Origin of the sequence: Achromobacter dolens (genome assembly GCF_902859745.1) — a bacterium.
In the GTDB taxonomy this organism is placed as follows: Bacteria; Pseudomonadota; Gammaproteobacteria; order Burkholderiales; family Burkholderiaceae_B; genus Achromobacter; species Achromobacter dolens.
The window spans coordinates 77,463-101,422 of record NZ_CADIJW010000003.1; the positions used below are offsets into that span (position 1 = coordinate 77,463).

At 67.0% G+C, this 23,960-nt stretch carries 14 protein-coding genes; 7 read left to right on the top strand and 7 right to left on the bottom strand.

Annotated features, from left to right (window positions below):
• Positions 1-75: 75 nt before the first annotated feature.
• On the top strand, positions 76-3,699 hold the full coding sequence (locus HV783_RS04075; protein ID WP_175188734.1) for a hydantoinase B/oxoprolinase family protein: 3,624 nt from the start codon (positions 76-78) through the stop codon (positions 3,697-3,699).
• An 80-nt stretch (positions 3,700-3,779) separates the two neighbouring features.
• Here the strand turns inward: HV783_RS04075 and HV783_RS04080 are convergent, their stop codons facing one another.
• Positions 3,780-3,932 carry a hypothetical protein gene (locus HV783_RS04080; protein WP_162876561.1) on the bottom strand — a complete coding sequence of 51 codons (153 nt, stop codon included), beginning with the start codon at positions 3,930-3,932 and terminating at the stop codon, positions 3,780-3,782.
• A gap of 166 nt (positions 3,933-4,098) precedes the next feature.
• Positions 4,099-5,139, bottom strand: a complete 1,041-nt coding sequence (locus HV783_RS04085; protein WP_064523006.1) for a C45 family autoproteolytic acyltransferase/hydrolase — start codon at positions 5,137-5,139, stop codon at positions 4,099-4,101.
• Positions 5,140-5,304: 165 nt separating this feature from the next.
• Between HV783_RS04085 and glnH the strand changes: the two genes are divergently transcribed.
• From glnH to glnQ, 3 genes are all read left to right on the top strand, one after another.
• Positions 5,305-6,057 carry a glutamine ABC transporter substrate-binding protein GlnH gene (gene glnH / locus HV783_RS04090; RefSeq protein ID WP_006388205.1) on the top strand — a complete coding sequence of 251 codons (753 nt, stop codon included), beginning with the start codon at positions 5,305-5,307 and terminating at the stop codon, positions 6,055-6,057.
• A 167-nt stretch (positions 6,058-6,224) separates the two neighbouring features.
• Entirely contained in the window at positions 6,225-6,881 is a 657-nt protein-coding gene (gene glnP / locus HV783_RS04095) for a glutamine ABC transporter permease GlnP (RefSeq protein ID WP_035360348.1), read from the top strand.
• Entirely contained in the window at positions 6,878-7,606 is a 729-nt protein-coding gene (gene glnQ / locus HV783_RS04100; RefSeq protein WP_049073501.1) for a glutamine ABC transporter ATP-binding protein GlnQ, read from the top strand. Before glnP ends, glnQ begins: the two co-directional genes overlap by 4 nt.
• Positions 7,607-7,742: 136 nt before the next feature.
• Here the strand turns inward: glnQ and HV783_RS04105 are convergent, their stop codons facing one another.
• The 5 genes from HV783_RS04105 to HV783_RS04125 form a co-directional block, all read right to left on the bottom strand.
• Positions 7,743-10,037, bottom strand: a complete 2,295-nt coding sequence (locus HV783_RS04105; protein WP_006394759.1) for a RelA/SpoT family protein — start codon at positions 10,035-10,037, stop codon at positions 7,743-7,745.
• A 22-nt stretch (positions 10,038-10,059) separates the two neighbouring features.
• Positions 10,060-10,263, bottom strand: coding sequence for a DNA-directed RNA polymerase subunit omega (rpoZ, locus tag HV783_RS04110; protein WP_006394760.1), 204 nt, complete (start codon positions 10,261-10,263; stop codon positions 10,060-10,062).
• Between the two features lie 46 nt (positions 10,264-10,309).
• On the bottom strand, positions 10,310-10,942 hold the full coding sequence (gene gmk, locus HV783_RS04115; RefSeq protein ID WP_020927510.1) for a guanylate kinase: 633 nt from the start codon (positions 10,940-10,942) through the stop codon (positions 10,310-10,312).
• Positions 10,943-11,026: 84 nt separating this feature from the next.
• Positions 11,027-11,956 (bottom strand): c-type cytochrome, encoded by a 930-nt coding sequence (locus tag HV783_RS04120; protein ID WP_116791228.1) that lies wholly within the window; start codon positions 11,954-11,956, stop codon positions 11,027-11,029.
• Complete coding sequence (locus tag HV783_RS04125) at positions 11,953-12,675, bottom strand: c-type cytochrome (protein ID WP_175188735.1); 723 nt, start codon at positions 12,673-12,675, stop codon at positions 11,953-11,955. Before HV783_RS04125 ends, HV783_RS04120 begins: the two co-directional genes overlap by 4 nt.
• A gap of 360 nt (positions 12,676-13,035) precedes the next feature.
• Here HV783_RS04125 and HV783_RS04130 point away from each other — a divergent pair, with 360 nt between their 5' ends.
• From HV783_RS04130 to HV783_RS04140, 3 genes are all read left to right on the top strand, one after another.
• Positions 13,036-13,806, top strand: a complete 771-nt coding sequence (locus HV783_RS04130; RefSeq protein WP_054502644.1) for an SDR family oxidoreductase — start codon at positions 13,036-13,038, stop codon at positions 13,804-13,806.
• 240 nt (positions 13,807-14,046) lie between these two features.
• Complete coding sequence (locus HV783_RS04135; protein WP_054502643.1) at positions 14,047-15,750, top strand: ShlB/FhaC/HecB family hemolysin secretion/activation protein; 1,704 nt, start codon at positions 14,047-14,049, stop codon at positions 15,748-15,750.
• Positions 15,751-15,788: 38 nt separating this feature from the next.
• The gene (locus tag HV783_RS04140) at positions 15,789-23,750 is read left to right on the top strand and encodes a two-partner secretion domain-containing protein (protein ID WP_175188736.1); all 7,962 of its coding nucleotides are present in this window, start codon (positions 15,789-15,791) and stop codon (positions 23,748-23,750) included.
• Positions 23,751-23,960 lie beyond the last annotated feature (210 nt).

Below are 23,960 nucleotides of genomic sequence, written 5' to 3' on the forward strand. Positions count from 1 at the left end.
GGGATCCTTCCCGTACCACCACCCGCACGCCGCGGCCGGCAGCGCCGTGGCGGCTTCTTGTACCCGAGGATGAATATGAAGTGGCAATTCTGGATTGATCGTGGGGGCACCTTCACCGACATCGTGGCGCGCCGCCCCGACGGCACCACCACCACCGCGAAGATGCTGTCGGAGAACCCCGAGCAGTACCGCGACGCGGCGGTGGCGGGCATCCGCAAGCTGCTGGGCATCGCGCCCGGCCAGCCGGTGCCGGCCGAGCAGGTCGAATGCGTCAAGATGGGCACCACGGTCGCCACCAACGCGCTGCTCGAACGCAAGGGCGAACGCACGCTGCTGGTCACCACCCGCGGGTTCCGCGACGGCCTGCGCATCGCCTACCAGAACCGCCCGCGCCTGTTCGACCGCAACGTGCTGCTGCCGGAAATGCTCTACGAGGCCGTGGTCGAGGCTGACGAGCGCGTCGCCGCCGATGGCGAAGTGATCCGCGACCTGGACGAAGCGGCGCTGCGCCGCGACATGCAGGCGGCGTACGACAGCGGCATCCGCACCGTCGCCATCGTCTTCATGCACGCCTGGCACGCCACCGGCCACGAGCAGCGCGCCGCCCGCATCGCGCGCGAGATCGGTTTCACCCAGGTATCGGCCTCGCACGAGGTCAGCCCGCTGATCAAGTACGTCTCGCGCGGCGATACCACGGTGGTCGATGCCTACCTGTCGCCCATCCTCAAGCGCTACGTCGACCAGGTGGCCAGCGAGCTGCCTGGCATCCGCCTGATGTTCATGCAATCGAGCGGCGGCCTGACCGACGCGCACCGCTTCCGCGGCAAGGACGCCATCCTGTCCGGCCCGGCCGGCGGCATCGTCGGCATGGTGCGCACCAGCGAACAAGCGGGTTTTGACAAGATCATCGGCTTCGACATGGGCGGCACCTCCACCGACGTGTCGCACTACGCCGGCGAATTCGAACGCGAATTCGAGACCCTGGTGGCCGGCGTGCGCATGCGCGCACCGATGATGAGCATCCACACGGTCGCGGCCGGCGGCGGCTCGATCCTGCATTTCGACGGCGCGCGCCTGCGCGTCGGCCCGGATTCGGCGGGCGCCAACCCCGGCCCCGCCTGTTACCGCCGCGGCGGCCCGCTGGCCGTGACCGACTGCAACGTGCTGCTCGGCAAGATCCAGCCCGATTTCTTCCCCAAGGTCTTCGGCCCCGACGCCAACGAGCCACTGGACCGCGACGCCGTCGTGCAGCGCTTCCAGGCCATGGCCGACGAGGTCCGCGCCGCCACCGGCCGCGACATGACGCCGGAACAACTGGCCGAAGGCTTCCTGGAAATCGCCGTCGGCAACATGGCCGAAGCCATCAAGCGCATCTCGGTGCAGCGCGGCCACGACGTCACCGAATATGCGCTGACCGTGTTCGGCGGCGCCGGCGGCCAGCACGCCTGCCTGGTGGCCGACGCGCTCGGCATGACCACCGTGTTCGCGCACCCGTTGGGCGGCGTGCTGTCGGCCTACGGCATGGGCCTGGCCGACCAGACCGACATGCGCCAGAAGACCGTCGAAAAAACGCTCGACGCCGCGCTGATGGCCGAGCTGCAAGGCGAACTGGACGCGCTGGCCGAGCAGGCCGTGGGCGAACTGCGCCGCCAGCATGTGGCCGACAGCGACATCCAGGTGCAGCGCCGCCTGCACCTGAAGTACCGCGGCACCGACACCGCGCTCGAAGTGCCGTATTCGGACCTGGACCAGGCCCGCAAGGACTTCGAGGCGGCCTATCGCCAGCGCTATTCCTTCCTCATGCCCAACCGCGAACTGGTGGTGGAGACCATCTCGGTGGAAGCCACCGGCGGCGGCGAGCGCGTCACCGAGACGCCCGCCTCGCGCAGCCGCGACGGCGCGCTGGCGCCGCGCCGCACCGTGCGCATGTACAGCGGCGGCGCCTGGCGCGACACGCCGTTGTACGTGCGTGAAGACATGGCAGGCGGCGACGTGGTGGCGGGCCCCGCCATCATCTCCGAGCCGAACCAGACCACCGTGGTCGAGCCCGGCTGGCAGGCCGAGCTGACGCAACAGGACCACTTCGTGATCCGCCGCGTCGAGGCCCGCCCCGAGCGCCGCGCTGTCGGCACCCAGGCCGACCCGGTGATGCTGGAGGTGTTCAACAATCTGTTCATGTCGATCGCCGAGCAGATGGGCTACCGCCTGCAGAACACGGCGTACTCGGTCAACATCAAGGAACGCCTGGACTTCTCCTGCGCCATCTTCGACGCCCAGGCCCGCCTGATCGCCAACGCGCCGCACATGCCGGTGCACCTGGGCTCCATGGGCGAGTCGGTGCGCACCGTGATGAACGCCAACGCCGGCCGCATGCAGCCGGGCGACGCCTACGTGGTCAACGACCCGTACCACGGCGGCACCCACCTGCCGGACGTCACGGTGATCACGCCGGTGTTCGACCGCAAGGGCAGCGAGATCCTGTTCTACGTCGGCTCGCGCGGCCACCACGCCGACATCGGCGGCACCACCCCGGGCTCGATGCCGCCGGATTCGAAGACGGTCGAAGACGAAGGCGTGCTGTTCACCAACTTCCAGTTGGTCAAGGGCGGCGAGTTCCGTGAACAGGCCGCGCGCGACATCCTCGGCTCGGGCCGCTGGCCGGCGCGCAATCCGGACCAGAACATCGCCGACATGCACGCGCAGATCGCCGCCAACGAAAAGGGCGTGCAGGAACTGCTGCGCATGTGCGATCACTTCGGCCTGGATGTCGTGCGGGCCTACATGGGCCACGTGCAGGACAACGCCGAAGAGGCGGTGCGCCGCGTGATCTCGGTGCTCAAGGACGGCAGCTACGAGTATCCGCTGGACAACGGCGCGGTCATCCGCGTCGCGGTGCGGGTGGACAACCAGGCGCGCAGCGCCGTGGTCGACTTCACCGGCACCTCGGACCAACTGGACAACAACTTCAACGCCCCGGGCGCCATCGCCGTGGCCGCGGTGCTGTACGTGTTCCGCACCCTGGTCAACGACGACATCCCGCTGAACGACGGCTGCCTGGTGCCGCTGTCGATCATCCTGCCGGAAGGCTCGATGCTGCGCCCGAACCCGCCGGCCTCGGTGGTGGCGGGCAACGTCGAAACGTCCATGTGCATCGTCAACGCGCTGTACGGCGCGCTCGGCGTGCTGGCCGCCAGCCAGGGCACCATGAACAACTTCACCTTCGGCAACGCGCGTCACCAGTACTACGAGACCATCTCGGGCGGCACCGGCGCCGGTCCCGTGCGCATCGATGCCGCCGGTCCCCACGACGAAGGCTTCCCGGGCACTTCGGTGGTGCAGGCGCACATGACCAACTCGCGCCTCACCGACCCCGAAGTGCTGGAGTTCCGCTTCCCGGTGCGGCTGGAGTCGTACGAGATCCGCCACGGTTCGGGCGGGGCGGGGCGCTATCCGGGCGGCAACGGCGGCGTGCGCCGCATCCGCTTCCTGGAAGACATGACCGCCGCGATCCTGTCCAACAACCGCCGCTATGCGCCGTTCGGCCTGGCCGGTGGCGAGCCGGGCGCGATGGGCCGGAACTATGTCGAAAGGCTGGACGGCACGGTCGAGGAACTCGGTCCGCAGGATAGCGCCCAACTGCATCCGGGCGACGTGTTCGTGGTGGAAACGCCGGGAGGCGGGGGCTACGGCGCCCGCTGAGTCGGTGGGATGACGGCGGGGCGATCCGGGATGGTCATCACGGGTCGCCCCATTTGCGTTGGGGCCATGGGATTTGCTTCTCAGGCGAAAAGCCAATTTCGAATTGCCGCGAGCGCCACAAGGATGAGAACGATCACGATCGCCACGATTTGAACCAGGTCAATCATGAAGGCGACCGTTCCCGGATCGTGCCACGGTATCGAACGCAAGTAGTTGAGTATCTTGTCGCGCATGAGACTCTCAAGAAATTGAGTCTCATTCTATGCAGCGGCGCCCCATTTTCAGTTGGCGATTGATCCGAGATTTTCGGTGGCGCGTATGGTTCGAGTCCTAATCGATGTGCGGGTGTTTCGATCAATGTGAATGCTGGGCCGTCCGCACGAGACGATTCGCGCCCCGTCACTCCGGATCGTTCATCACATCCAGCACAATGTCCGCCTTGGCCTTGCGGTCATAGACCCGCAGCGTCACCTCGCCATCGCCGATCTCGAAGATCGCGGTGGCGAGCGTGTTTTCGCCGTCCGGATCCTTGGGATCGGTGCGCAGGATCGGCAGTTCGCCCTCGGTGTCATGCAGCGCCGTCAGCAGGTCGGCGCCAATGGTGGCGGGGGACCAGGTGTCGACGATGCCCTCGATGCGGCGCTGGCGCTCGCGCGACGAGTCGGTGATGATCTGCGATTGCCCCCGGCTGGCCTGATGCACCATGTGGTTGGCGTGGCCATACCGGGTGCCGATCTCCTGCGCTGACGCGGCGCCCGGCGTCGCCTCGACGCTGAAGATGCGGGCGTCGGCCGCCGACCCCAGCGTATGGTGAAAGCCCCCCGCGCGCGGCGCGTCGCGCAGCAGCGCCACGGCCTCGTCCAGCGTGGCGCAGTCGAGCACCGCGCGCGCCAGCAGCATGCGCGGCAGGCCGCGCTGGCGCAGGCGCGTGCGCAGGTTGTTGATGGTCTGCACCAGACCGGCGCGATTGGCCCCGAAGGTATGGCCGGGCAGGGATCCCGGGTAATAGAAGCTCAGATAGCCCGGCGCGTCGTCCAGCGCCACGTCGACCAGATGGCAGCGGCCGTACAGGAACGGATCGCCGTCCTCGTTGTGGCCGATCCAGCGGGTGCCATCGGCCGCCTTCAGCGCCACCGAGGTGCAGCCGTCGCCGCTGCCGCTGCTGTGCAGCAGGTCGCCCCGGCAGTTCCACAGCAATACGTCCGCCAGCGGCATCCCCAGCCCCTCGGCCAGCCCCTCCAGTTCGTCCCACACGGCGGGCAGGGCGCGCCGGGCCTGTTCGCCCAGTTCGTCCAGGTACGGATGGCCGCGCCAGGGGCGCAGCGCCTTCCAGGTGGCGCTCTGGTCCAGGTAGGTCGCCATCAGCGGGCGGGCCAGTTTGCCGAGGGCCACGCCGACCTGGCGCCGGTTGCCGGCGATGCGTACATACTTGTAGGGCATGGGGATTCTCCGGGGTGTCATGCGGATTGTAATTTTTCTAAGCTCTCTGCGGTGGGGACGGATGCGTTAACATGCGCCGTAAGTTGCTCCGGCGATCCCGGCGTGGCCCGCGCATCATGTTCCAACTGCAACCCCGGGCGCTATCAGCCCCAAGAGGAGAGTTTCATGATTAAACGTAAAGTCGCCGCCGCCTTGGTCGGCCTGTCCATGGCCATGTTCGGCGCCGCCTCCGGCGCCTACGCCCAAGGCAAGGAATTGGTGGTGGCCACCGATACCGCGTTCGTGCCGTTCGAGTTCAAGCAGGGCAACACCTACACCGGCTTCGACGTCGACCTGTGGGCCGCCATCGCCAAGGAGCTGAACGTCAAGTACAAGCTGCAGCCGATGGACTTCAACGGCATCATCCCCGGCCTGCAGACCAAGAACATCGACGTCGCGCTGGCCGGCATCACCATCCGAGACGACCGCAAGAAGGTGATCGACTTCTCCGATCCCTACTACGAAAGCGGCCTGGCCATCCTGGTCGGCGAAAAGAACACCGACATCAAGGACGCCAAGTCGCTGGCCGGCAAGACCGTCGCGGTCAAGACCGGCACGGCCACGGTGGACTTCCTGAAGGCCCAGGTGCCGGACGCCAAGCTCAAGCTGTTCCCCAACATCGACAACGCCTACCTGGAACTGGCCACCGGCCGGGTCGATGCCGCCGTGCACGACACGCCCAACGTCCAGTACTACGCCAACACGGCCGGCAAGGGCCGCGTCAAGGTGGTCGGCTCGGTCAAGAGCGGCGACTTCTACGGCATCGCCTTCCCCAAGGGCAGCGAACTGGTGCCGCAGGTCAACAAGGCCCTGGCCACGCTCAAGTCCAACGGCCAGTACGACGCCATCTACGAGAAGTGGTTCGGCAAGAAGCCCTGAGCTTTTCCGCCGGATTGATGTTGCATTTCGGGGCCGCCCGGCAGTCTGGGGCCCCGGCGCTTCGCTCCGGCGGCGCCGGGCCCGGGACGGGGCGGCCCCGAGTCGCGTGCGTCGCCGGGCGTTCCGCCATGATGCGGCGCGCGAGGCGCGCCATTGAGGGGTAATTCGTGGATTTTGACTGGAATGTAGTGATGGATGCGCTGCCCAACCTGTGGGTTGGCACGCAGATGACCATCAAGATCACCTTCTGGGGCCTGTTCGGCGGGTTCCTGCTGGGCGCGCTCTCCGGCGTGACCCGGGCCTACGGGCATCCGATCCTGTCGGGCATCGCCCAGGTGTACGTCGCGGTGATCCGCGGCACGCCGATCGTGGTGCAGGTGATGTTCATTTATTTCGCCTTGCCGCTGCTGGCGAACATCCGGGTGGACGCCGAGTGGGCCGCCATCGTCACGCTCATCATCAACTCGGGCGCCTATATCTCCGAGATCGTGCGCGGCTCGCTGCTGTCCGTGCACAAGGGCCTGAAGGAAGCCGGGCAGGCGATGGGCCTGCCGTTTCACAAGATCCTGTTCCACATCATCGGGCCGGTGGCGTTCCGCCGCATGATTCCGCCGCTGGGCAACCAGTGCATCATCAGCCTGAAGGATTCGTCGCTGTTCATCGTGATCGGCGTTGCGGAACTGACCCGCCAGGGCCAGGAGATCATGGCCAGCAACTTCCGCGCGGTCGAGATCTGGTCGGCCATCGCCATCGTCTACCTGATCCTGACGGGCACGATGGCGCTGATCCTGCACCTGGTGGAAAAGAGGATGCGCATACTATGAGCATGGTTGAATTTCATGACGTCACCAAGACGTTCGGCGAGTCCACGGTCCTGAACGGTATCTCGCTCAATATCGACGCGGGCGAGGTGGTCGTGGTGGTGGGGCCGTCCGGTTCCGGCAAGTCCACCTTCCTGCGCTGCATCAACGTGCTCGAAACGATCAACGGCGGCGACCTGCTGGTCGACGGCCTGAGCGTGCATGGCGGCGCCGCCCAGGTGCGCGAGATCCGGCGCGAGGCCGGCATGGTGTTCCAGCAGTTCAATCTGTTCCCGCAGATGACCGCGCTGCAGAACGTCATGTTCGGGCCGATCCACACGCGCGGCCAGGGCCGCGACGAGGCGCGCGAACTGGCCGAGCAGCTGCTGCGCAAGGTTGGACTGGGCGAGCGCATGAACCACTATCCGTCCGAGCTGTCCGGCGGCCAGCAGCAGCGCGTGGCGATCGCCCGCGCGCTGGCTATCAAGCCCAAGCTGATGCTGTTCGACGAGCCGACCTCGGCGCTCGACCCGGAACTGCGCCACGAGGTGCTGAAGGTGATGCGCGATCTGGCCGAGGAGGGCATGACCATGGTGGTGGTCACGCACGAAATGGAGTTCGCGCGCAAGGTCGGCAGCCGCCTGATCTTCATCGACGCCGGCAAGATCGCCCATGACGGGCCGCCGGCCGAGCTGCTGGACAATCCGCCCAGCCAGCGCCTGAAGGACTTCCTGCAACACGTGGCCTGAGCACGGATCGCTCCACGCTTCAAAGGCCGCAATGAGAGCGCCCCCAAGCGGGATGTCACGGATCCGGCTCCGCCGGTCCGTAGACATGCCCCCTTGAGGGGGAAGCGCGCAGCGCTTCGGGGGTGGGGCCTTCCCCTCAGCCCTTCACGCGCACGATCTTCTGCACTTGCGGCACATGGCGGATCGCGCGGATCACCTGCGCCAGGTGCTTGCGGCTGTCGACCTGGATGGTCAGGTGCAGCGACACCGTCGAGACCGCGTCATCGTGCATCGTCACATGCATGATGTTGGCGTCGGCCGCCGTGACTTCCGCGGCCAGCCGGCCCAGCACGCCGCGCTCGTTGCGGGTGACGATGTCCAGGCGCGTGGCCAGGTGCTTGGCGGTGTGGGCGTCCCACGCGACGTTGATCCAGCGTTCCGGTTCGCGCAGGCGCTGGCGCATGGCCACCGGGCAGTCGGCGGTATGCACCACCAGGCCGTGGCCCATGCGCATGCCGGCGATGATCGGGTCGCCGGGCAGCGGCCCGCAGCACGGCGCCAGTTGCACCGCCTGGCCTTCGTTGCCCTGGATCAGGATCGGGGCGCTGCGGGCCGAGGTCAGCTCGTCCACCGCGGCGGCGGTGGTGGCCACCAGTTGGTGCTCGGGCGCGAAGCGGCGCGCCACCACGGCCGCCAGGCGCTTGCCCAGGCCAATGTCGGCCAGGATTTCCTCGCGCGAGCTGGCGCCGGTGCTGCGCGCCAGCTTCTGCCAGGCCGGATCGTCGGTGGCCGGCAGCGGCATGTGCAGCTCCTGCAGGGCCTGGCCCAGCAGGCGTTCGCCGAAGGCGACCGATTCCTCGTACTTGACGGTGCGCAGGTAGTGGCGGATTTCCGAGCGGGCTCGGCCGGTGCGCACGTAGTTGAGCCATTGCGCGTTCGGGCGCGAAGCGGGGGAGGTGACGATCTCCACCGTGTCGCCGCTGTTCAGTTCCGTGCGCAGCGGCACGAACTCGCCGTTGACCTTGGCCGCCACCGCCTGGTTGCCGATGTCGGTATGGATGGCGTAGGCGAAGTCCACCGGCGTCGCGCCACGCGGCAGCGAGATGATCTTGCCGCGCGGGGTGAAGACGTAGACGGCGTCCGGGAACAGGTCGACCTTGACGTGTTCGAGGAATTCGCCCGAATCGCCGGTCTGGCTCTGGATGTCCAGCAGCGATTGCAGCCACTGGTGGGTGCGTTTCTGCAGGTCGTTGAGCGTCAGGTCGGCGCCCTTGTACAGCCAGTGCGAGGCCACGCCTTCCTCGGCCACGTGATGCATGTCGCGGGTGCGGAACTGGAATTCCACCGGCGTGCCGTAGGGGCCCACCAGCGTCGTGTGCAGCGACTGGTAGCCGTTGACCTTGGGGATCGCGATGTAGTCCTTGAACTTGCCGGGCACCGGCCGGTACAACTGGTGCAGCGTGCCCAGCGCCAGGTAGCACTCGGGCAGCGTGTGGACGATGACGCGGAAACCGTAGATGTCCAGCACGTCCGAGAACGACTTCTTCTGGTCGACCATCTTGCGGTAGATGCCGAACAGCGTCTTCTCGCGGCCGGTGACCTCGGCCTCGATGCCGGCGGCCGGCAGCGCGGCGCGCACCGAGTCGGCGATCTTGCCGATCACCTCGCGGCGGTTGCCGCGCGCGGCCAGCACGGCCTTGTACAGCACCTGGTAGCGATTCGGGTACATGGCCGCGAAGCACAGGTCCTGCAGTTCGCGGAACAGCAGATTCAGGCCCAGCCGGTGGGCGATGGGCGCGTAGATGTCCAGCGTTTCGCGGGCGATGCGGCGGCGCTTTTCGGGGTTGACCGCGTCCAGCGTGCGCATGTTGTGCAGGCGGTCGGCCAGCTTGATGAGGATGACGCGCACGTCGCGCGCCATCGCCAGCAGCATCTTGCGGAAGCTCTCGGCCTGCTGCTCGGCCTTGGTGGCGAAGTCCAGGCGGTCCAGCTTGGACAGGCCATCGACCAGCTCGGCGACTTCAGGGCCGAATTTCTCGGCCAGCTCGTGCTTGGCGATGCCCTGGTCTTCCATCACGTCGTGCAGCAGGGCGGCGGACAACGCGTTCGCGTCGAGCTTCCAGCCCGCGCAGATTTCCGTGACAGCGATGGGGTGCGAGATGTAGGGCGAACCGCTGGCGCGGAACTGGCCCAGGTGCGCCTGGTCGGCGAAGCGATAGGCTTCGCGCACGCGTTCTACATCTTTCTTGTCGAGATAGCTGCCGATGATTTCGGTCAGCGGCGCCAGCGAGGCGACCGGCGAGGCGGTCGCGTCCGCCGCTTCTTGCGCGGCGACGGAGGCTGGCGTGGGGGAATTCTTGTCTTTCTTGCCCGTGCGGCGCCCGAGACGGGAGCCGGCACGTAGCGCGGCAAGCAGACCTGATGAAGCGTACTTCAGCCCGGGAAAAGCCATGCTTGCCGCCCCCCGGAAAATATCAGGTGGGAACTTTACGCAGCATTTCCGCGCCGGTGAGGCCGCCCGCGATTTCGCGCAGGGCCGTGACGGTGGGCTTGTCTTTGCTGTCCAGGCGCGGGGCATGGCCTTGCGCCAGCTCGCGGGCGCGGTAGGTCGCGGCCAGCGTGAGCTTGAAACGGTTGGGGATCTGATTCAGACAGTCTTCGACGGTAATGCGAGCCATTAGGACACCTGGTGCTGATGGTGGATAGGGAGAATGCGGATTCGTTTCAGTGCGCCGCCGGGATGCCCAACTGCGCGAACAGCTCGGCGTGGCGGACGGCCTGAGACGAAAAACGCAGCCGCGCGGCGCTGACGATTTGAGTCAGTTCCGACAAGGCTACGCTAAATTCTTGATTAATAATAACATATTCGCATTCAGGCGCGTGCGCGATTTCGCCGCCCGCGGCCATCAGCCGGCGCGCGATCACCTGCGGCGCATCCTGGCCACGCGCCTTCAGCCGGCTTTCGAGTTCCTCGATGGACGGCGGCAGCACGAAGATGCCGATCGCGCCGGGAAAACGCTGGCGCACCTGGCGCGCGCCCTGCCAGTCGATCTCCAGCAGCACGTCGCGGCCCTCGCGGGTGGCTTCGTCGATGCGGTCACGCGGCGTGCCGTAGAAATTGCCATGCACCTCGGCCCATTCCAGCAGGCGCTGCTCGTCGCGCAACTGCTTGAATTCGTCGATGCCGATGAAGCGGTATTCGCGGCCGTCTTCCTCGCCGGGGCGGGGGGCACGCGTGGTGCAGGAGACGGACAGGAGGATGGACGGGTCTTGCTGCAGCAAGGCCTTGACCAGGCTGGATTTGCCGGCGCCGCTGGGGGCGACGACCATGAAAACATTGCCGGAGGTGGCGTGCATGAATGTGACGAGCGTGTGATGCCGAGACCCGAAGGATAGCAAATCGCACGGCGCGGCAGGGGGAAAACCCGCCGCGCCGCGTCGTCAGCGGGCTGCCGCCTGCGTCAGCTTGCCGCCGGGGGCGGGCGAATCGCTGCCGAGCAGATGGCCGTTGACCTCGATGCCGTACAGCGAATCGTCCGAGTCGTGGTACTTGGCGCGGGTCTTGGCGACCGATTCGGTGTAGCGCGGGTCCTGCGGCCGTTCATGCGCATTCATGAAGTACGCCACGTCCCAGGCCTCCTGGTCGCTGAGCATCCCGGCCTGGCCCAGCGGCATATTGGCCTTGATGAAGCCGGCGGCGTTGCCGATCTGGTGCATGCCGGCGCCCCAGTTGAAGGAATCCGGCCCCCACAGCGCCGGGAAGACCCAGTGCTCGCCGTTCTTCTGTCCCTTGCCTTCTGCGCCGTGGCAGACGGCGCAGTACTGGGCGTAGACCTCGCCGCCGCGCACGTAGTCGGCTTTCTGCGCGGGCTTGGGCAGCTTGAGGTAGCCCTGGCCCTTGAGCGCCACGCCGGTGGGCGCCTTGCTGGCGAGCCAGAACATGTAGGTCTGCAAGGCGGTCAGCACCGGATCGTCGGCCGCTGGCGGCTTGCCGTTCATGCTAAAGCGGAAACAGCCCTGCAGGCGCTCGGCCAGCGTGTTGACGTGGCCGTTCTTGGCGCGGTAGGCGGGATACAGCACGTAGGCCGCCCACATCGGCGCGGAATCGGGCCGGCGGCCGGCGTCCAGGTGGCAACTGGCGCAGTTCAGGTCGTTGCCGACGAACTTGCCGGCATTCTGCGGCGTGTGCAGGAATATCTGTTCGCCCTGGCGCACGATCTTGCCGAATTCGCTGTCGGGCAGCGACGCGGCGCTGGGCGGCGTGAATTCGGGGCGCGCGTCGGCGGCGAAGGCCGCCGTGGTCGACAGCAGCGCGCCGGTTCCCGCGGCGGCGAGCAGCAGGCGGGCGATTCGGTTGCGGATCGAGGTCATTGCTTGGCTCCCCCGGCGGCGTTCGCTTGCGTGGCAAGCAGGTCGGCGGCCTTGGGCAGGCCGGCGTAGTAACCCGACACCGCGTCGATCTCGGCGTCGGTCAGGCGGGTGGCCACGGCCGGCATCAGGCCCAGCGGGCCGGGCGGACGCTGGCCCTGGCGCCAGGCGCGCAACTGGCCGGCGATGTAGGCCGCGGGCTGGCCGGCCAGGCTGGGGAAGTTGGCGCCGACGCCAATGCCCCCCGGGCCGTGGCACTGGTTGCAGGCGGGGATGTTCCTGTCCCAGGCGCCGCGCGTGGCGAGCCAGGCGCCGGTATCGTCCGGCTTGGCCAATTGCCGCGCGGTGGCGGCCAGCCGATCGATGTTCAGCGGCGCCGGCAGGCCGGCGTAGTACTGGGCCACGGCCTGGCGCTGCGCCGGATCCAGCGCCTTGGCGGTGGCCGCCATCACCGGACTGACGCGCGAGCCATTGGCCATCGCCTCGAGCTGCTCGGCCAGGTAGGCGGCGCCCATGCCGGCCAGACGCGGGAAGCCGGCGGCGGGGTTGCCTTCCCCCTGGGCGCCGTGACAGGTCATACAGGCGGGCGCGCCGTTGGCGCCCTGGGTGCTGATCTGGCGGCCGTCCGGGGCGGCGAGCGCCGCGGCAGGCAGGGCGGCCAGGCCGCTGGCGCCAAGGGCCAGCACGCCCGCCCAGCGGGGGAGGTAGGGCTGTAACGCCATGGGTATCTCCGGGGTTTATTGGAATTTTGGTAATAAGTTAATTTCCCAAAATTATATGTAAATTTGTGACAGCGCAAAGTCTTGATGGCATGTTGCGCCAGGTCAGCCGGGGCGGGCGAGGGCGTTCGACCGCGCGGCGATGGGCGAGGGGCGTTGTTCGATAGCGCTTTCGAGGCCGTTGTTTTCAGCCGCGGGGGCGCGCCTGGCGCACGCCACCCGCCTGGCGCGCAAGGCGTGAAGCGGGCGTCTTGCCGATGAGGGCAGCCAGGGTCGGCCGGGCGAGAACGATGGAACGTTCGCTTGCAGCATCGCCGGAATGATTCGGGTAGCATTTCGCCGACAGATAACAAGGAGCTTGCGATGCACACGAACGAGATCGAACCTCCCCGCGTCGCGCTGGTCACCGGCGCCGGCACCGGCATCGGCCGGGCGGTGGCGCTGGAGTTCCTGGCGCAGGGCTATCGCGTGGTGCTGGCCGGCCGCCGGCGCGAACCGCTCGAAGCCACGCGCACGGCGGCGGGCGAAGACGGGGTGCGGGCGCTGGTGGTGCCGACCGATGTGTCGGACGAGCAGGCGGTGCGCGAACTGTTCGACACGACCCAGCGCGAGTACGGCCGTCTGGACGTGCTGTTCAACAACGCCGGCCGCGGCGCGCCCGCCATGCCGATCGAGGAATTGCCGGTGGCGCTCTGGCGCGAGGTGGTCGATACCAACCTGACCGGCATGTTCCTGTGCGCGCAGGCGGCGATCCGGGTCATGAAGGCGCAGACGCCGCAGGGCGGCCGCATCATCAATAATGGTTCGATCTCGGCGCACGCGCCGCGTCCGTTCTCGATCGCCTACACCGCCACCAAGCACGCGGTGACCGGCCTGACCAAGTCGATTTCGCTGGACTGCCGGCCGTACCACATCGCCTGCGGCCAGATCGACATCGGCAACGCCGCCACCGACATGACCGAGCGCATGGCCGCCGGCATCCTGCAGGCCGACGGCAGCACCAAGGTCGAGCCGCGCATGGACGTCGCCCACGTCGCGCAGGCCGTTGCCGCCATGGCCCGCCTGCCGCTGGACGCCAACGTGCAGTTCATGACGATCATGGCGACCAACATGCCGTTCGTCGGCCGCGGCTGACCGGGTTTCCGCCGGCCATGACAAAAGCGCCCTCGGGCGCTTTTTTCTTTGGTTGCCGTTTTTTCTTGCCGGGCATCACGCGAGGCGCTGTCGCCATTCCTCGTCAATAGGTTATGTGATCCGAGAACGTGAGCGGTGGCCAACGCCTGGTCCGACAAACCAGCTCGCCGCATCCCAATATCCGCCTTGCCGCCATCCAATGCCGAAGCATGACCGGGCTCGGATACATAGGGAGGGAGGATGGTCGGGTGGTTGCCGCAGCGCGTATGGATCTCGTTCAGCCTGCTGCTGTTCATGGTATCGGCGTCCGCACAGACGCAGGCTGGCGCCGCGCAGGAACTGCTGCGCCAGCAGGAGCGCGAAAGGATGTTGCGCAAACAGCAGGAAACGGCGCCGAATGTACGGGCGCGGTCGGCGCGCGCGCCGTCGCCGGACCTGTTGCCTCGGGACGAGACGCCATGCTTTCCGATTGACCGTATCCGTCTTGATGGCGAGGACGCGCAGCGCTTTCTCTGGTCCTTGCGCGCCGCCGACCCCGAGAACGACGCCGCCACGGGGCGCTGCCTTGGCGCCGAGGGCATCAGCGTGGTCATGGCGCGCGTGCAGAATGCCGTCGTCGCGCGGGGGTTCGTCACCACCCGCATTCTCGCCGCGCCCCAGGATCTGAAGGGCGGCACGCTGACGCTCACCGTCGTGCCCGGCCGCGTCCGCGCCATCCGATTCGCGCCCGGTACGTCGCCCCGGGCCACTGCCTTGAATGCCGTGCCGGCCAGGCGCGGCGACCTGCTCAATCTGCGCGATATCGAACAGGCGCTGGAAAATTTCCGACGCGTCCCCACCGTAGCGGCCGACCTGCAAATCACGCCTGCTGAAGCTGACGATGCGCGCCCCGGCGACAGCGATTTGGTGATCCTCTGGCGACAGCGTTTGCCTCCGGTGCGCTTGAGCCTATCGCTGGACGACGCCGGCAGCAGGGCGACCGGCAAGCTGCAGGGTTCGGCCACGCTTTCGCTCGATTCCCCACTCTCGTTGAACGATCTGTTCTACGTCAACGTCAGTCAAGACGTCTTCAACGCCAGCGGCAAGGGCTCCCGGGGATACACCACGCATTACGGCGCGCCCTGGGGCTACTGGACAATCAGCGCCACCCTCAGCGGCTACAGGTACCACCAGACCGTTGCCGGATACCGCCAGAACTACCTCTACAGCGGCACCAGCAACAACGCCGAAGTGCGCCTGTCGCGCGTGGTGTACCGGGATGCCAGCCGCAAGACCTCGTTCTACGGACGCGGCTGGATGCGCAGGTCCAACAACTTCATCGACGACACGGAAATCGGGGTTCAACGGCGTCGCACCGGCGGTTGGGAACTGGGGCTGACCCACCGCGAATTCCTGCACGAAAGCACGCTCGATGCGGGTCTGGCCTGGCGGCGCGGCACGGGCGCCTTCAACGCGATGGCCGCGCCCGAGGAAGACTTCGGGGAAGGCACTTCGCGGATGAAGGTCCTCACCGCCGACGTGCAACTGGTGGTCCCGTTCCGGCCGGGATCGCAGCGTGCCCGTTACTCCGGCAACTGGCGCGCGCAATGGGCGCGCACGCCGCTGGCGCCGCCGGACCGCTTCTCGATCGGCGGTCGTTACACGGTACGCGGCTTTGACGGCGAACTGACGCTCATGGGCGAGCGTGGCTGGGTCTGGCGCAACGAAATCGGTCTGCAACTGGGCGCCGCACAGGAACTCTATTTCGGGGCCGACTACGGCCATGTGTCGGGCCCGTCCACGCGCTGGTTGCAGGGACGCAGCCTGGCAGGCGCGGTCATCGGTCTGCGTGGCGGCGCCGCGGGATTCTGGTGGGATGTGTTTGTCGGCACCCCGCTCTCCAGGCCCGCGGGCTTTCGCAGCGGGTCGCTGACGACCGGCTTCAGCCTCAACTGGTCCTGCTGACGCCGCATGGATCGCGCGCAGGCAACGGTATCGATGGCATGAACAGGAACCTTCACCGCATCGTTTTCAATCGGGCGCTGGGCCTGTTCCAGGCCGTCACGGAGCTTGCCCGGCGTGACGGCCCAGGCCAGGGCGGGGAGGCAAGCGCCGCCGGCAGCCGTTTCCTTGCCACGCTCAGGCCGTTGGGCTTTGCCGTGGCATCCGCGTTCGGCCTGGTGGTCATCGTGCCCTTGGCGAACGCGCAGGTCGTGGCCGACCCCGGCGCCCCCGGCAATCAGCGACCGACGGTATTGGAAGCGGCCAGCGGCGTCCCGCTGGTGAATATCCAGACCCCGAGCGCAGCCGGTGTTTCACGCAATGCCTATCGCCAGTTCGATGTCGGGCAGCCGGGCGTCATTCTCAACAATTCCCGCACCAACGCGCAAACACAGCTTGGCGGCTGGGTCCAGGGCAATCCTTGGCTGGCGCGCGGTACGGCCCGGGTCATTCTCAATGAAGTCAACTCCAGCGACCCGAGCCGGCTCAATGGCTATGTCGAGGTCGCGGGCGATCGGGCGCAGCTTGTCATCGCCAACCCGGCGGGCATTTCCTGCGATGGCTGCGGCTTCATCAACGCGGAGCGGGCCACCATCACCACCGGCCGGCCCGTCATCAACGGCGGAGCGCTGGAACGCTATCGGGTGCAGGGCGGCGCGATCCGCGTTACGGGCCAGGGCATGGATGCCAGCACGGCGAACTACACGGATCTGATCGCCCGCTCCGTGGAAGCCAACGCCGGGATCTGGGCGCGGCAGCTCCGGATCGCCACCGGAGGCAATGATGTCAGCGCCGACCAGGCGGAGGTGCGCAAGATCGCCGCCAGTGGCGATGCGCCAGCTTTTGCGCTGGATGTCGGCGCGCTCGGCGGCATGTACAGCCAGAAGATCGTCCTGGTGGGAACCGAGCATGGCGTCGGGGTGCGCAACGCCGGTACGATGGGCGCTCAGGCTGGCCAACTGTTGGTCACCGCCGACGGACGCCTGGAAAACCTCGGCACGATGCAGGCCAGCAGCGACACGCGCATAGACGCGAGTGGCGGCCTTGCCAATGCCGGAACGCTCAGCGCGGGCCGCGAACTGGCGCTCGACACTCCCGAGGATATCGACAATCGCGGCGGAACGCTCAGCGCCAGGCGCATCGGCGTCACTGCGCAGTCCCTGACCAACCGCGAAGGGGTTATCGGGCAGACCGGTCCATTGAACCTGGCGATTCATGCGGACCGCCTCAGTAACCGGGATGGCGGCCGTATCGGTCTCGCGGCGCCGCGGTCGGGCGCGTCTTCGGGCAATGAGCAGGCGCCGCAAGCGGGTGCGGAGGGTGCGGACGGCAATGGCGCCCAGCCGGACGCCGAGCTTGCCTCGATGCCCAATGGCGCGCTCAAGATCGCCGGCATGCTTGACAACAACGGCGGCCGCATCCTGGCCGGCGGGCATATCGACCTGACCGCAAGCGGCGGCCTTGACAATGACGGCGGGCATCTGGGCGCGCTTCAGCTCGAAGTGAGCGGTGGCGATTTCAGCAATCGCCAGGGTGAAATCCGGGTTGCCGCCGGCGCGCGCATTGCCGCGAGCCTGCTCAGCAACGACGCCGGGCTGATGCAAGTGCACGGCCCCGTGTCCGTCAGCGCGCAGGACTTCTCCAACCGCGCCGGGACTTTTCGGAACGACAGCAGGTCCGATACCGGTATCAGGATCAACGGGCGCCTGGACAACAGCGACGGGGGCCTGCTTGTGGCCGGCGGTGACATGACCGCCATCGCCTCGGTGCTGGACAACCGCGATGGCGGCCTGATCGTTTCCACCGACGGCGACCTGAGCGTGGCTACGCGCGGGCATACCGGGAACGCTGGCGGCGCGCTGCGGGGGGCGGGCAACGTCATTCTGGCCAACGGTGGATTCGGCAATGCCGGGGGCATGGTGCTGGGCGCCAGCGTCGCAGTCGATACACGACTGGCGGCGCTCGACAATGCCCGCGGGACCATCGCCGCCACCGGCGGCCTGCTCGACATCGACAGCGGCGCGCTGAACAATGCCGGCGGCCTCCTGCAGTCCCGGCAGGGAATGCGCGTGGATACGCACGGTCAGGCATTGATCAATGCCGATGCCGGCGACACGGGCGGCATTCTCAGCCTCGCCACGCTGGCACTGAACAGCGGCAATCTGACCAATCGCGACGGCGTCGTGCACAGCGGAAAGGATCTCATCGCCCGGGTCAGCGACATTGACAACACAGGCGGGCTGCTGGGCGGCCGCGCGGACGTCGATATCGGCGCGACGTCGATCGACAACGCCAGGGGCCGGGTCCAGGCAGGCAATGACCTGAAGGCATTCCTGCGCGGCCAGGCAAACAACGACGCCGGCCTGATGGTCGCGGGCCATGGCCTGACCCTTGGCGCCTCGCAGATCCTCAACCGCGACACGCAAAGCGCGAAAGACAGCCAGCCGCTCGGCTTGCAGGCCGACAGCGTCATGCTGGCGGCCGGTCGCACCGACAACACTGCCGGCATCGTCGCCGCCGACAGCCGCATCGTCATCCGTGGCGCGCACGCCGCAGGCCAGCTCGACAACGCGCGCGGTCACATCGCTTCGGGCGGCAGCATCGATGTGGCCGTCAGTCGTGTGCTGAATCCGAGCGGCACGCTGATCGCCGGCAAATTGCTCAACGTCGCCGCCGACAGCCTGGACGGTGACGGCAACCTGTTGTCCAGGGGGGATCTGCGCCTGAGCCTGCGGCAGGACTTCACCCACCTCCGGGAAATCACCGCCAATGGCCACGCCCGCATCAGCACCGCTGGCCTGTTGATCAACCACGGCGTGTTGCAGGCCGGTGACCTCGACGTGCGCGGCGCGGACGTCATCAACAGCGTCACCGGCAAGATGAACGGCGTACGCGCCACCGTCGCCGCGCAACACAGCCTGACCAACCGGGGACTTGTCGACGGCAACCAGACCCATATCGAAGCCGGCACTCTCGATAACGCCGGCAGCGGCCGGCTCTATGGCGACCAGCTTGCCATCCAGGCGGCTACCGTCGTCAATCGCGAAGAAGCGGGCGCCGCCGCCGTCATCGCGGCGCGTCAGCGCCTGGATATCGGCGCCCGCTTCATCACCAACCGCGAGCAGGCGTTGATTTTCAGCGCGGGCGGCGGTGGCGATGCGCTGAACATCGGCGGTACGCTGGACGTCAACGGCCATGCGGCCGCGCGCGCCGACCTCGTCCGCAACGACAGCGCCACCATCGAGTCGCTGGGCGGGCTGACCCTGGATAGCGCTGGGCTGTTCAATGGCAACCTGCACTTCCGCACCGAACTGGCAAGGATCAGCGGCCCGACCCGGCACCTGTACATCCAGCCTGAAGGCGATCCTGAAAAACACGATGCCGGCGAATACCGCTGGGAAAGCTGGAGCAGGGCCGGACGTTATCGGCACAGGGAAACCGGCGCGAAGATCCACGACTGGACCCAATACGACATAGCGCAGACCGAGTATGAAACGCAGGTGATGGAGAGCGCGCCGGCGCTCATCCGCGCCGGCGGCAACATGACCCTGCGCGGCGACCAGCTCGTCAACGACAAGAGCCGGATCATGGCCGGCGGCGCCCTGCACGGCGATCTGGACCGGATCGACAACGTGGCCGCCCTGGGCGAGCACACGATCAACCGGGTCGGAACCAGCCAGTACACCTACTCGAAATGGCACGGCGGTTTCAAACGCCACCACAAGCGCAAGTGGGACGGCAAGATCGCCTACGCGCCGGTCGACCTGGCGACCACCATCGAGCTCGGTGTTTCCCGCATTGTGCAGAACGCCGCGGGCGCAGGCAGCGGCTTCGCGGTCACCGACCGCCAGGACCATCGCGTCGGCCCCATTGTGGGCGGCGGCGTCCGTGCCGCCGTCAATGCCGACCCAGCGACGATAACGGCCCCCCGGGCGCAAGCAGCCCGCATCGAGGGGCCGGGAATCGACAGAGGAACACATGCCGCCGGCGGTAGCGGTCCCGCTACCGCGCGGCTGGACACGGCGGCGCCCGCCAACAGCCTGTTTCGTGTTGCCCCGAACGCCAGGGGTTACCTGGTCGAGACCGATCCGCGTTTCACCGACCACCGCAACTGGCTCAGTTCCGACTACATGCTGTCGCAGCTCGGCCATGACCCGGCCCTCGTGCACAAGCGACTGGGCGATGGCTTCTACGAACAGCAACTGGTCCGCGACCAGATAGGCCAGTTGACTGGCCGCCGATTCCTCGGCGGCTACGCCAGCGACGAGGCGCAGTTCCAGGCATTGTTGGACGCAGGCGTCACCTATGCGAAAGAATGGAATCTGCGTCCTGGCGTGGCGCTGAGCGCCAGGCAGATGGCCCAGCTCACCAGCGATATCGTCTGGCTGGTAGAACGCGACGTGACGCTGGCCGATGGCAGTATCACGCGCGCCCTGGCGCCGCAGGTCTACGTCCGCGTACGGCCTGGCGACATTGACGGCAACGGTAGCCTGCTGGCCGCCAACTCCATCGATCTCAACCTGAAAGGCGATCTCGTTAGTTCCGGCGCCATTGCGGGACGCGCGGTGGTCAGTCTCAGCGGCGAGAACCTGCGCATTCTCGGCGGCCGCATCACCGGCGATGCCGTGGCGCTCAGCGCCCGCGCCGACATCGACAATATCGGCGGCACGCTGGATGTCGGTTCGACGCTGCGGCTCGGTGCCGGACGCGACCTCAACGTGGTCAGCACCACTCGCGGCGGCGCCACGCGGGCCGGACGCAGCGACTTCAGCCGGACCAGCCTGGATCGCGTGGCCGGTCTCTACGTCACCAACCCGAATGGCCTCCTGCTGGCCTCGGCGGGGCGTGACGCCAAGCTGATCGCGGCCCGGGTCGGCAACCGCGGCAAGGATGGTCAGACCGCCATGGCCGCCGGCCGGGACCTGACGCTGGGCACCGTCACGATTGCCGAGCAGGATAACAACGTACGCAATGCCAGCAACTATCTCAGGCAGGGTTACGAGCAGGATGTCGGCAGCACCATCACCACGGCCGGCGACGTGCGCCTGCAGGCTGGCCGCGATCTGAGTAGCACCGCGGGCGCTGTCACCAGCGAGCAGGGAGCCCTGGTTGCCGTTGCGCGGGGCGAGGTGAATATCCTGGCAGGTAAAGCGAACCGCAACTGGGCCGAAGGCCGTCGCCATTCGTCCAGGAGCCTGCTGGGCTCCAGCACGAAGACGACCCGCGACAGCCTGGAAGAGACCACGGCGCTATCCAGCACCTTCAGCGGCAACACCGTCGCCATCCGGGGCGAGAACGTCAACCTGACCGGCAGCAACGTCGTCTCCGATGCCGGCACGGCCATCGTGGCCAACAACAACCTGACCCTGCTGGCCGCCACCGAAACCAGCCAGGAAAGCCACTTCAAGGAAAACCGGAAAAGCGGCTTCCTTTACAACGGGGGGCTCGCCTTCACGATCGGCAGCCAGATGCAAAGCGGCGACCGCCGGGACGCCAGTACCCACGCAGCGGCGTCAACCGCGGGTTCCACGGCCGGCGACGTGACCCTGGTGGCGGGCGGCCACTACCAGCAGACCGGCAGCCATGTGCTGGCGCCCAAGGGCGGCATCGATATCCAGGCCAAGAAGGTCGATATCGTCGACGCGCGGGAAACCGGCAAGCGCGTGGAACAGAGCAAGTTCCGCCAGTCCGGCCTGACCGTGGCGATTTCTGCGCCGGTGTTGTCGGCCATTGAGACCGCCGGGCAGATGAAGCGCGCTGCCGGCCAGACGACTGACGGACGTATGCAGGTGCTGGCAGGCGCGGCCACGGGGCTGGCGGCCAAGAATGCCTACGATGCCGTCCAGGCCGACCCGCAGTCGGCCGGCGGCGTCAATATCTCGATCACCGTTGGCGCCAGTAAAAGCGACAGCAAATCCACCGCCACCACGGATACGGCCGCCGGTTCAGCCGTGGCCGCTGGCGGCGATGTGCGCATCGACGCCAGCGGCGGCCCGGATTCCAACCTGACCGTGCGCGGCAGCGACATCCGCGCGGGCGGCGACGCGGTGCTCAAGGCCGATGGCGATATCAATCTGCTGGCGGCCAGGAACACCTTCGAAACCGACCGCAAGAGCAGCAGCGTCAGCGCGGGAGTCGGCGTGGCGATATCCGTGGGCCAAAACGGCCTGGCCTTCGGCGTGACCGCCAACGCCAGCGGGGCCAGGGGCCGGGGCGAGGGCAGGGACGTGACCTGGACCAACAGCCACGTCACTGCCGGCGAACGCCTGGCCCTGGAGTCCGGCGGCGACACCCGCCTGCGCGGCGCGGTCGCCAGCGGCAGGCAGGTGATGGTCGACGTAGGCGGCAACCTCAGCATCGAGAGTCTGCAGGACACCAGTAGATTCAAGAGCAGCGACACCCAGATCGGCGGCAGCGTGACGGCGGGGGTGGGGTTCGCCGCCAGCGGCAGTTACGCCAGCAACAAGGTGGATGGCGATTTCGCCAGCGTCGTCGAGCAGTCGCGCCTTGACGCGGGCGACGACGGCTTCACGGTGCGCGTCCAGGGCAACACCGACCTCAAGGGCGCGGCCATCGCCTCGTCCGAAGTGGCGGTGGAGCGGGGAGTGAATACCGTGATGACAGGCAGCCTGAGCGTTAGCGACATCGAGAACCGCAGCCGGTACAAGGCGACAGGGGTGAGCCTGTCGGGAGGCTTCAGTGTTGCCGGCGATGACAAGGCGTCCGCAGCGAAGAAAGAAGGCAGCGCAGGCAAGGAAGAAGGCGGCGCCAGCAAGGCAGGTGAGGCTGCGGCCAGCAATGTCGCGGGCAAAGGTGACGCCTGGTCGGCGCGGAACTTCGGCAACAGCGTCAGCGCCGGCGCGCCTGGCATGAGCGTGCGCAAGGGCAGTGAAAGCAGCGTGACGCACAGCGGCATCAGCGGCGCGGCCGTGACCATCACCGACATGAACGCCCAGTGGGAACGCACCGGCAAGACCGCCGATCAGGTGCTGGCCATGCTGGATCGACGCGTGCGGGCGGGCGACGGCGCTGGGGGCCTGACGAAGAAATGGGACGCCGACAAGCTGCGTCGGCAAGTGCAGGCCGAAGCGGAAATCATCGCGGCGTTCGGCCAGCAGGCCGGCGCCGCCATCGAGCGCCACGCGGAACAGAAACGCGCGGAACTGCGCCAGCAGATCAAGGCCACGGAAGACCCTGAAAAGATCGAGGCGCTGCAGGCGCAGATCAACGAGATCAACACGCAGGAGCGGTTGCTGAACGTGGCGGTGGGTGCACTGGGCGGCTCGGCTGGCGTGGCGGCGCTGCAAGCGGGTTTGTCGGAAGCGGCCGACCGCATGCGGCGGTACACGATCGCGGACTCGGAGAAGTTCGCGGGGATTACCGATGGCGAGACGACGCTGGATAACAAGGGCGGGGAAAGCGCGGGTATTCGGGGCGATGGGTTTAAGACAGCGGGGACGCGGGTGGTGTTGGATATTTTGTGTGGACCAGTAAATCAACGGTGCAAGAAAGAAAAGGATTTCCAAGGCAAGGAGATCCTGGATGAAAACGGTATTCCGAAACTTGAGTTGGATGGAAATGGGCTCGTCCGGTTTGATAGAAAAGCCGCAGAAACGACGATGGCCGAATTTCTCGAAACCGATCCAGGCAAGGGGATGCCCGGCCCCACTGGCGGAAACCAGGGCGGACCTGGAGCGTTTTTCGGTTTTCCGTATTCATCTGGGGGAATTCTCGATCTCGCGCACGAGGCTTATGGCGGCTCACATGACTTTATAGGAGGCACCCTGAGTGGCTTTTACGACGAACAGGGCAACGCCAGGCGCGGTCTGACAGCCTTGCAGAAAGGTATGTACGAAACCTGGACCGGCATTGCGCTCCTGCCCGCTACTCCCTTTGCGTTATCGGAAGCGCTGCCGCCCCAAGCGTGGAAAGCGCTGGACATTTTGTTGAGGATGAAGCGATGAAAACGACGGCAAGGCTATTTTTTTTCTCTGTTCTTCTGCTGTCGGTGACTGGCTGCTACATCACCAAACAGGGGCGGTTATGTGGCATTACCACGTCGCAGAATTCTTGCTACCCAAATACGTATAGAGAATTAATGCATCCCACTCCTCTTCGTGACTACTGGGTGGGGCCGGATAGCGAATCACGATCACGAGATTGGGTTAGTTGCG

Excerpts from the sequence above, each read along its gene's own strand:
- HV783_RS04140 (WP_175188736.1), top strand. The coding sequence starts at position 15,789 with ATGAACAGGAACCTTCACCGCATCGTTTTCAATCGGGCGCTGGGCCTG.
- HV783_RS04135 (WP_054502643.1), top strand. The coding sequence starts at position 14,047 with ATGGTCGGGTGGTTGCCGCAGCGCGTATGGATCTCGTTCAGCCTGCTG.
- HV783_RS04085 (WP_064523006.1), bottom strand. The coding sequence starts at position 5,139 with ATGCCCTACAAGTATGTACGCATCGCCGGCAACCGGCGCCAGGTCGGC.
- HV783_RS04105 (WP_006394759.1), bottom strand. The coding sequence starts at position 10,037 with ATGGCTTTTCCCGGGCTGAAGTACGCTTCATCAGGTCTGCTTGCCGCG.
- HV783_RS04125 (WP_175188735.1), bottom strand. The coding sequence starts at position 12,675 with ATGGCGTTACAGCCCTACCTCCCCCGCTGGGCGGGCGTGCTGGCCCTT.
- rpoZ (WP_006394760.1), bottom strand. The coding sequence starts at position 10,263 with ATGGCTCGCATTACCGTCGAAGACTGTCTGAATCAGATCCCCAACCGT.
- glnQ (WP_049073501.1), top strand. The coding sequence starts at position 6,878 with ATGAGCATGGTTGAATTTCATGACGTCACCAAGACGTTCGGCGAGTCC.
- HV783_RS04130 (WP_054502644.1), top strand. The coding sequence starts at position 13,036 with ATGCACACGAACGAGATCGAACCTCCCCGCGTCGCGCTGGTCACCGGC.
- gmk (WP_020927510.1), bottom strand. The coding sequence starts at position 10,942 with ATGCACGCCACCTCCGGCAATGTTTTCATGGTCGTCGCCCCCAGCGGC.
- HV783_RS04120 (WP_116791228.1), bottom strand. The coding sequence starts at position 11,956 with ATGACCTCGATCCGCAACCGAATCGCCCGCCTGCTGCTCGCCGCCGCG.
- HV783_RS04075 (WP_175188734.1), top strand. The coding sequence starts at position 76 with ATGAAGTGGCAATTCTGGATTGATCGTGGGGGCACCTTCACCGACATC.
- HV783_RS04080 (WP_162876561.1), bottom strand. The coding sequence starts at position 3,932 with ATGCGCGACAAGATACTCAACTACTTGCGTTCGATACCGTGGCACGAT.
- glnH (WP_006388205.1), top strand. The coding sequence starts at position 5,305 with ATGATTAAACGTAAAGTCGCCGCCGCCTTGGTCGGCCTGTCCATGGCC.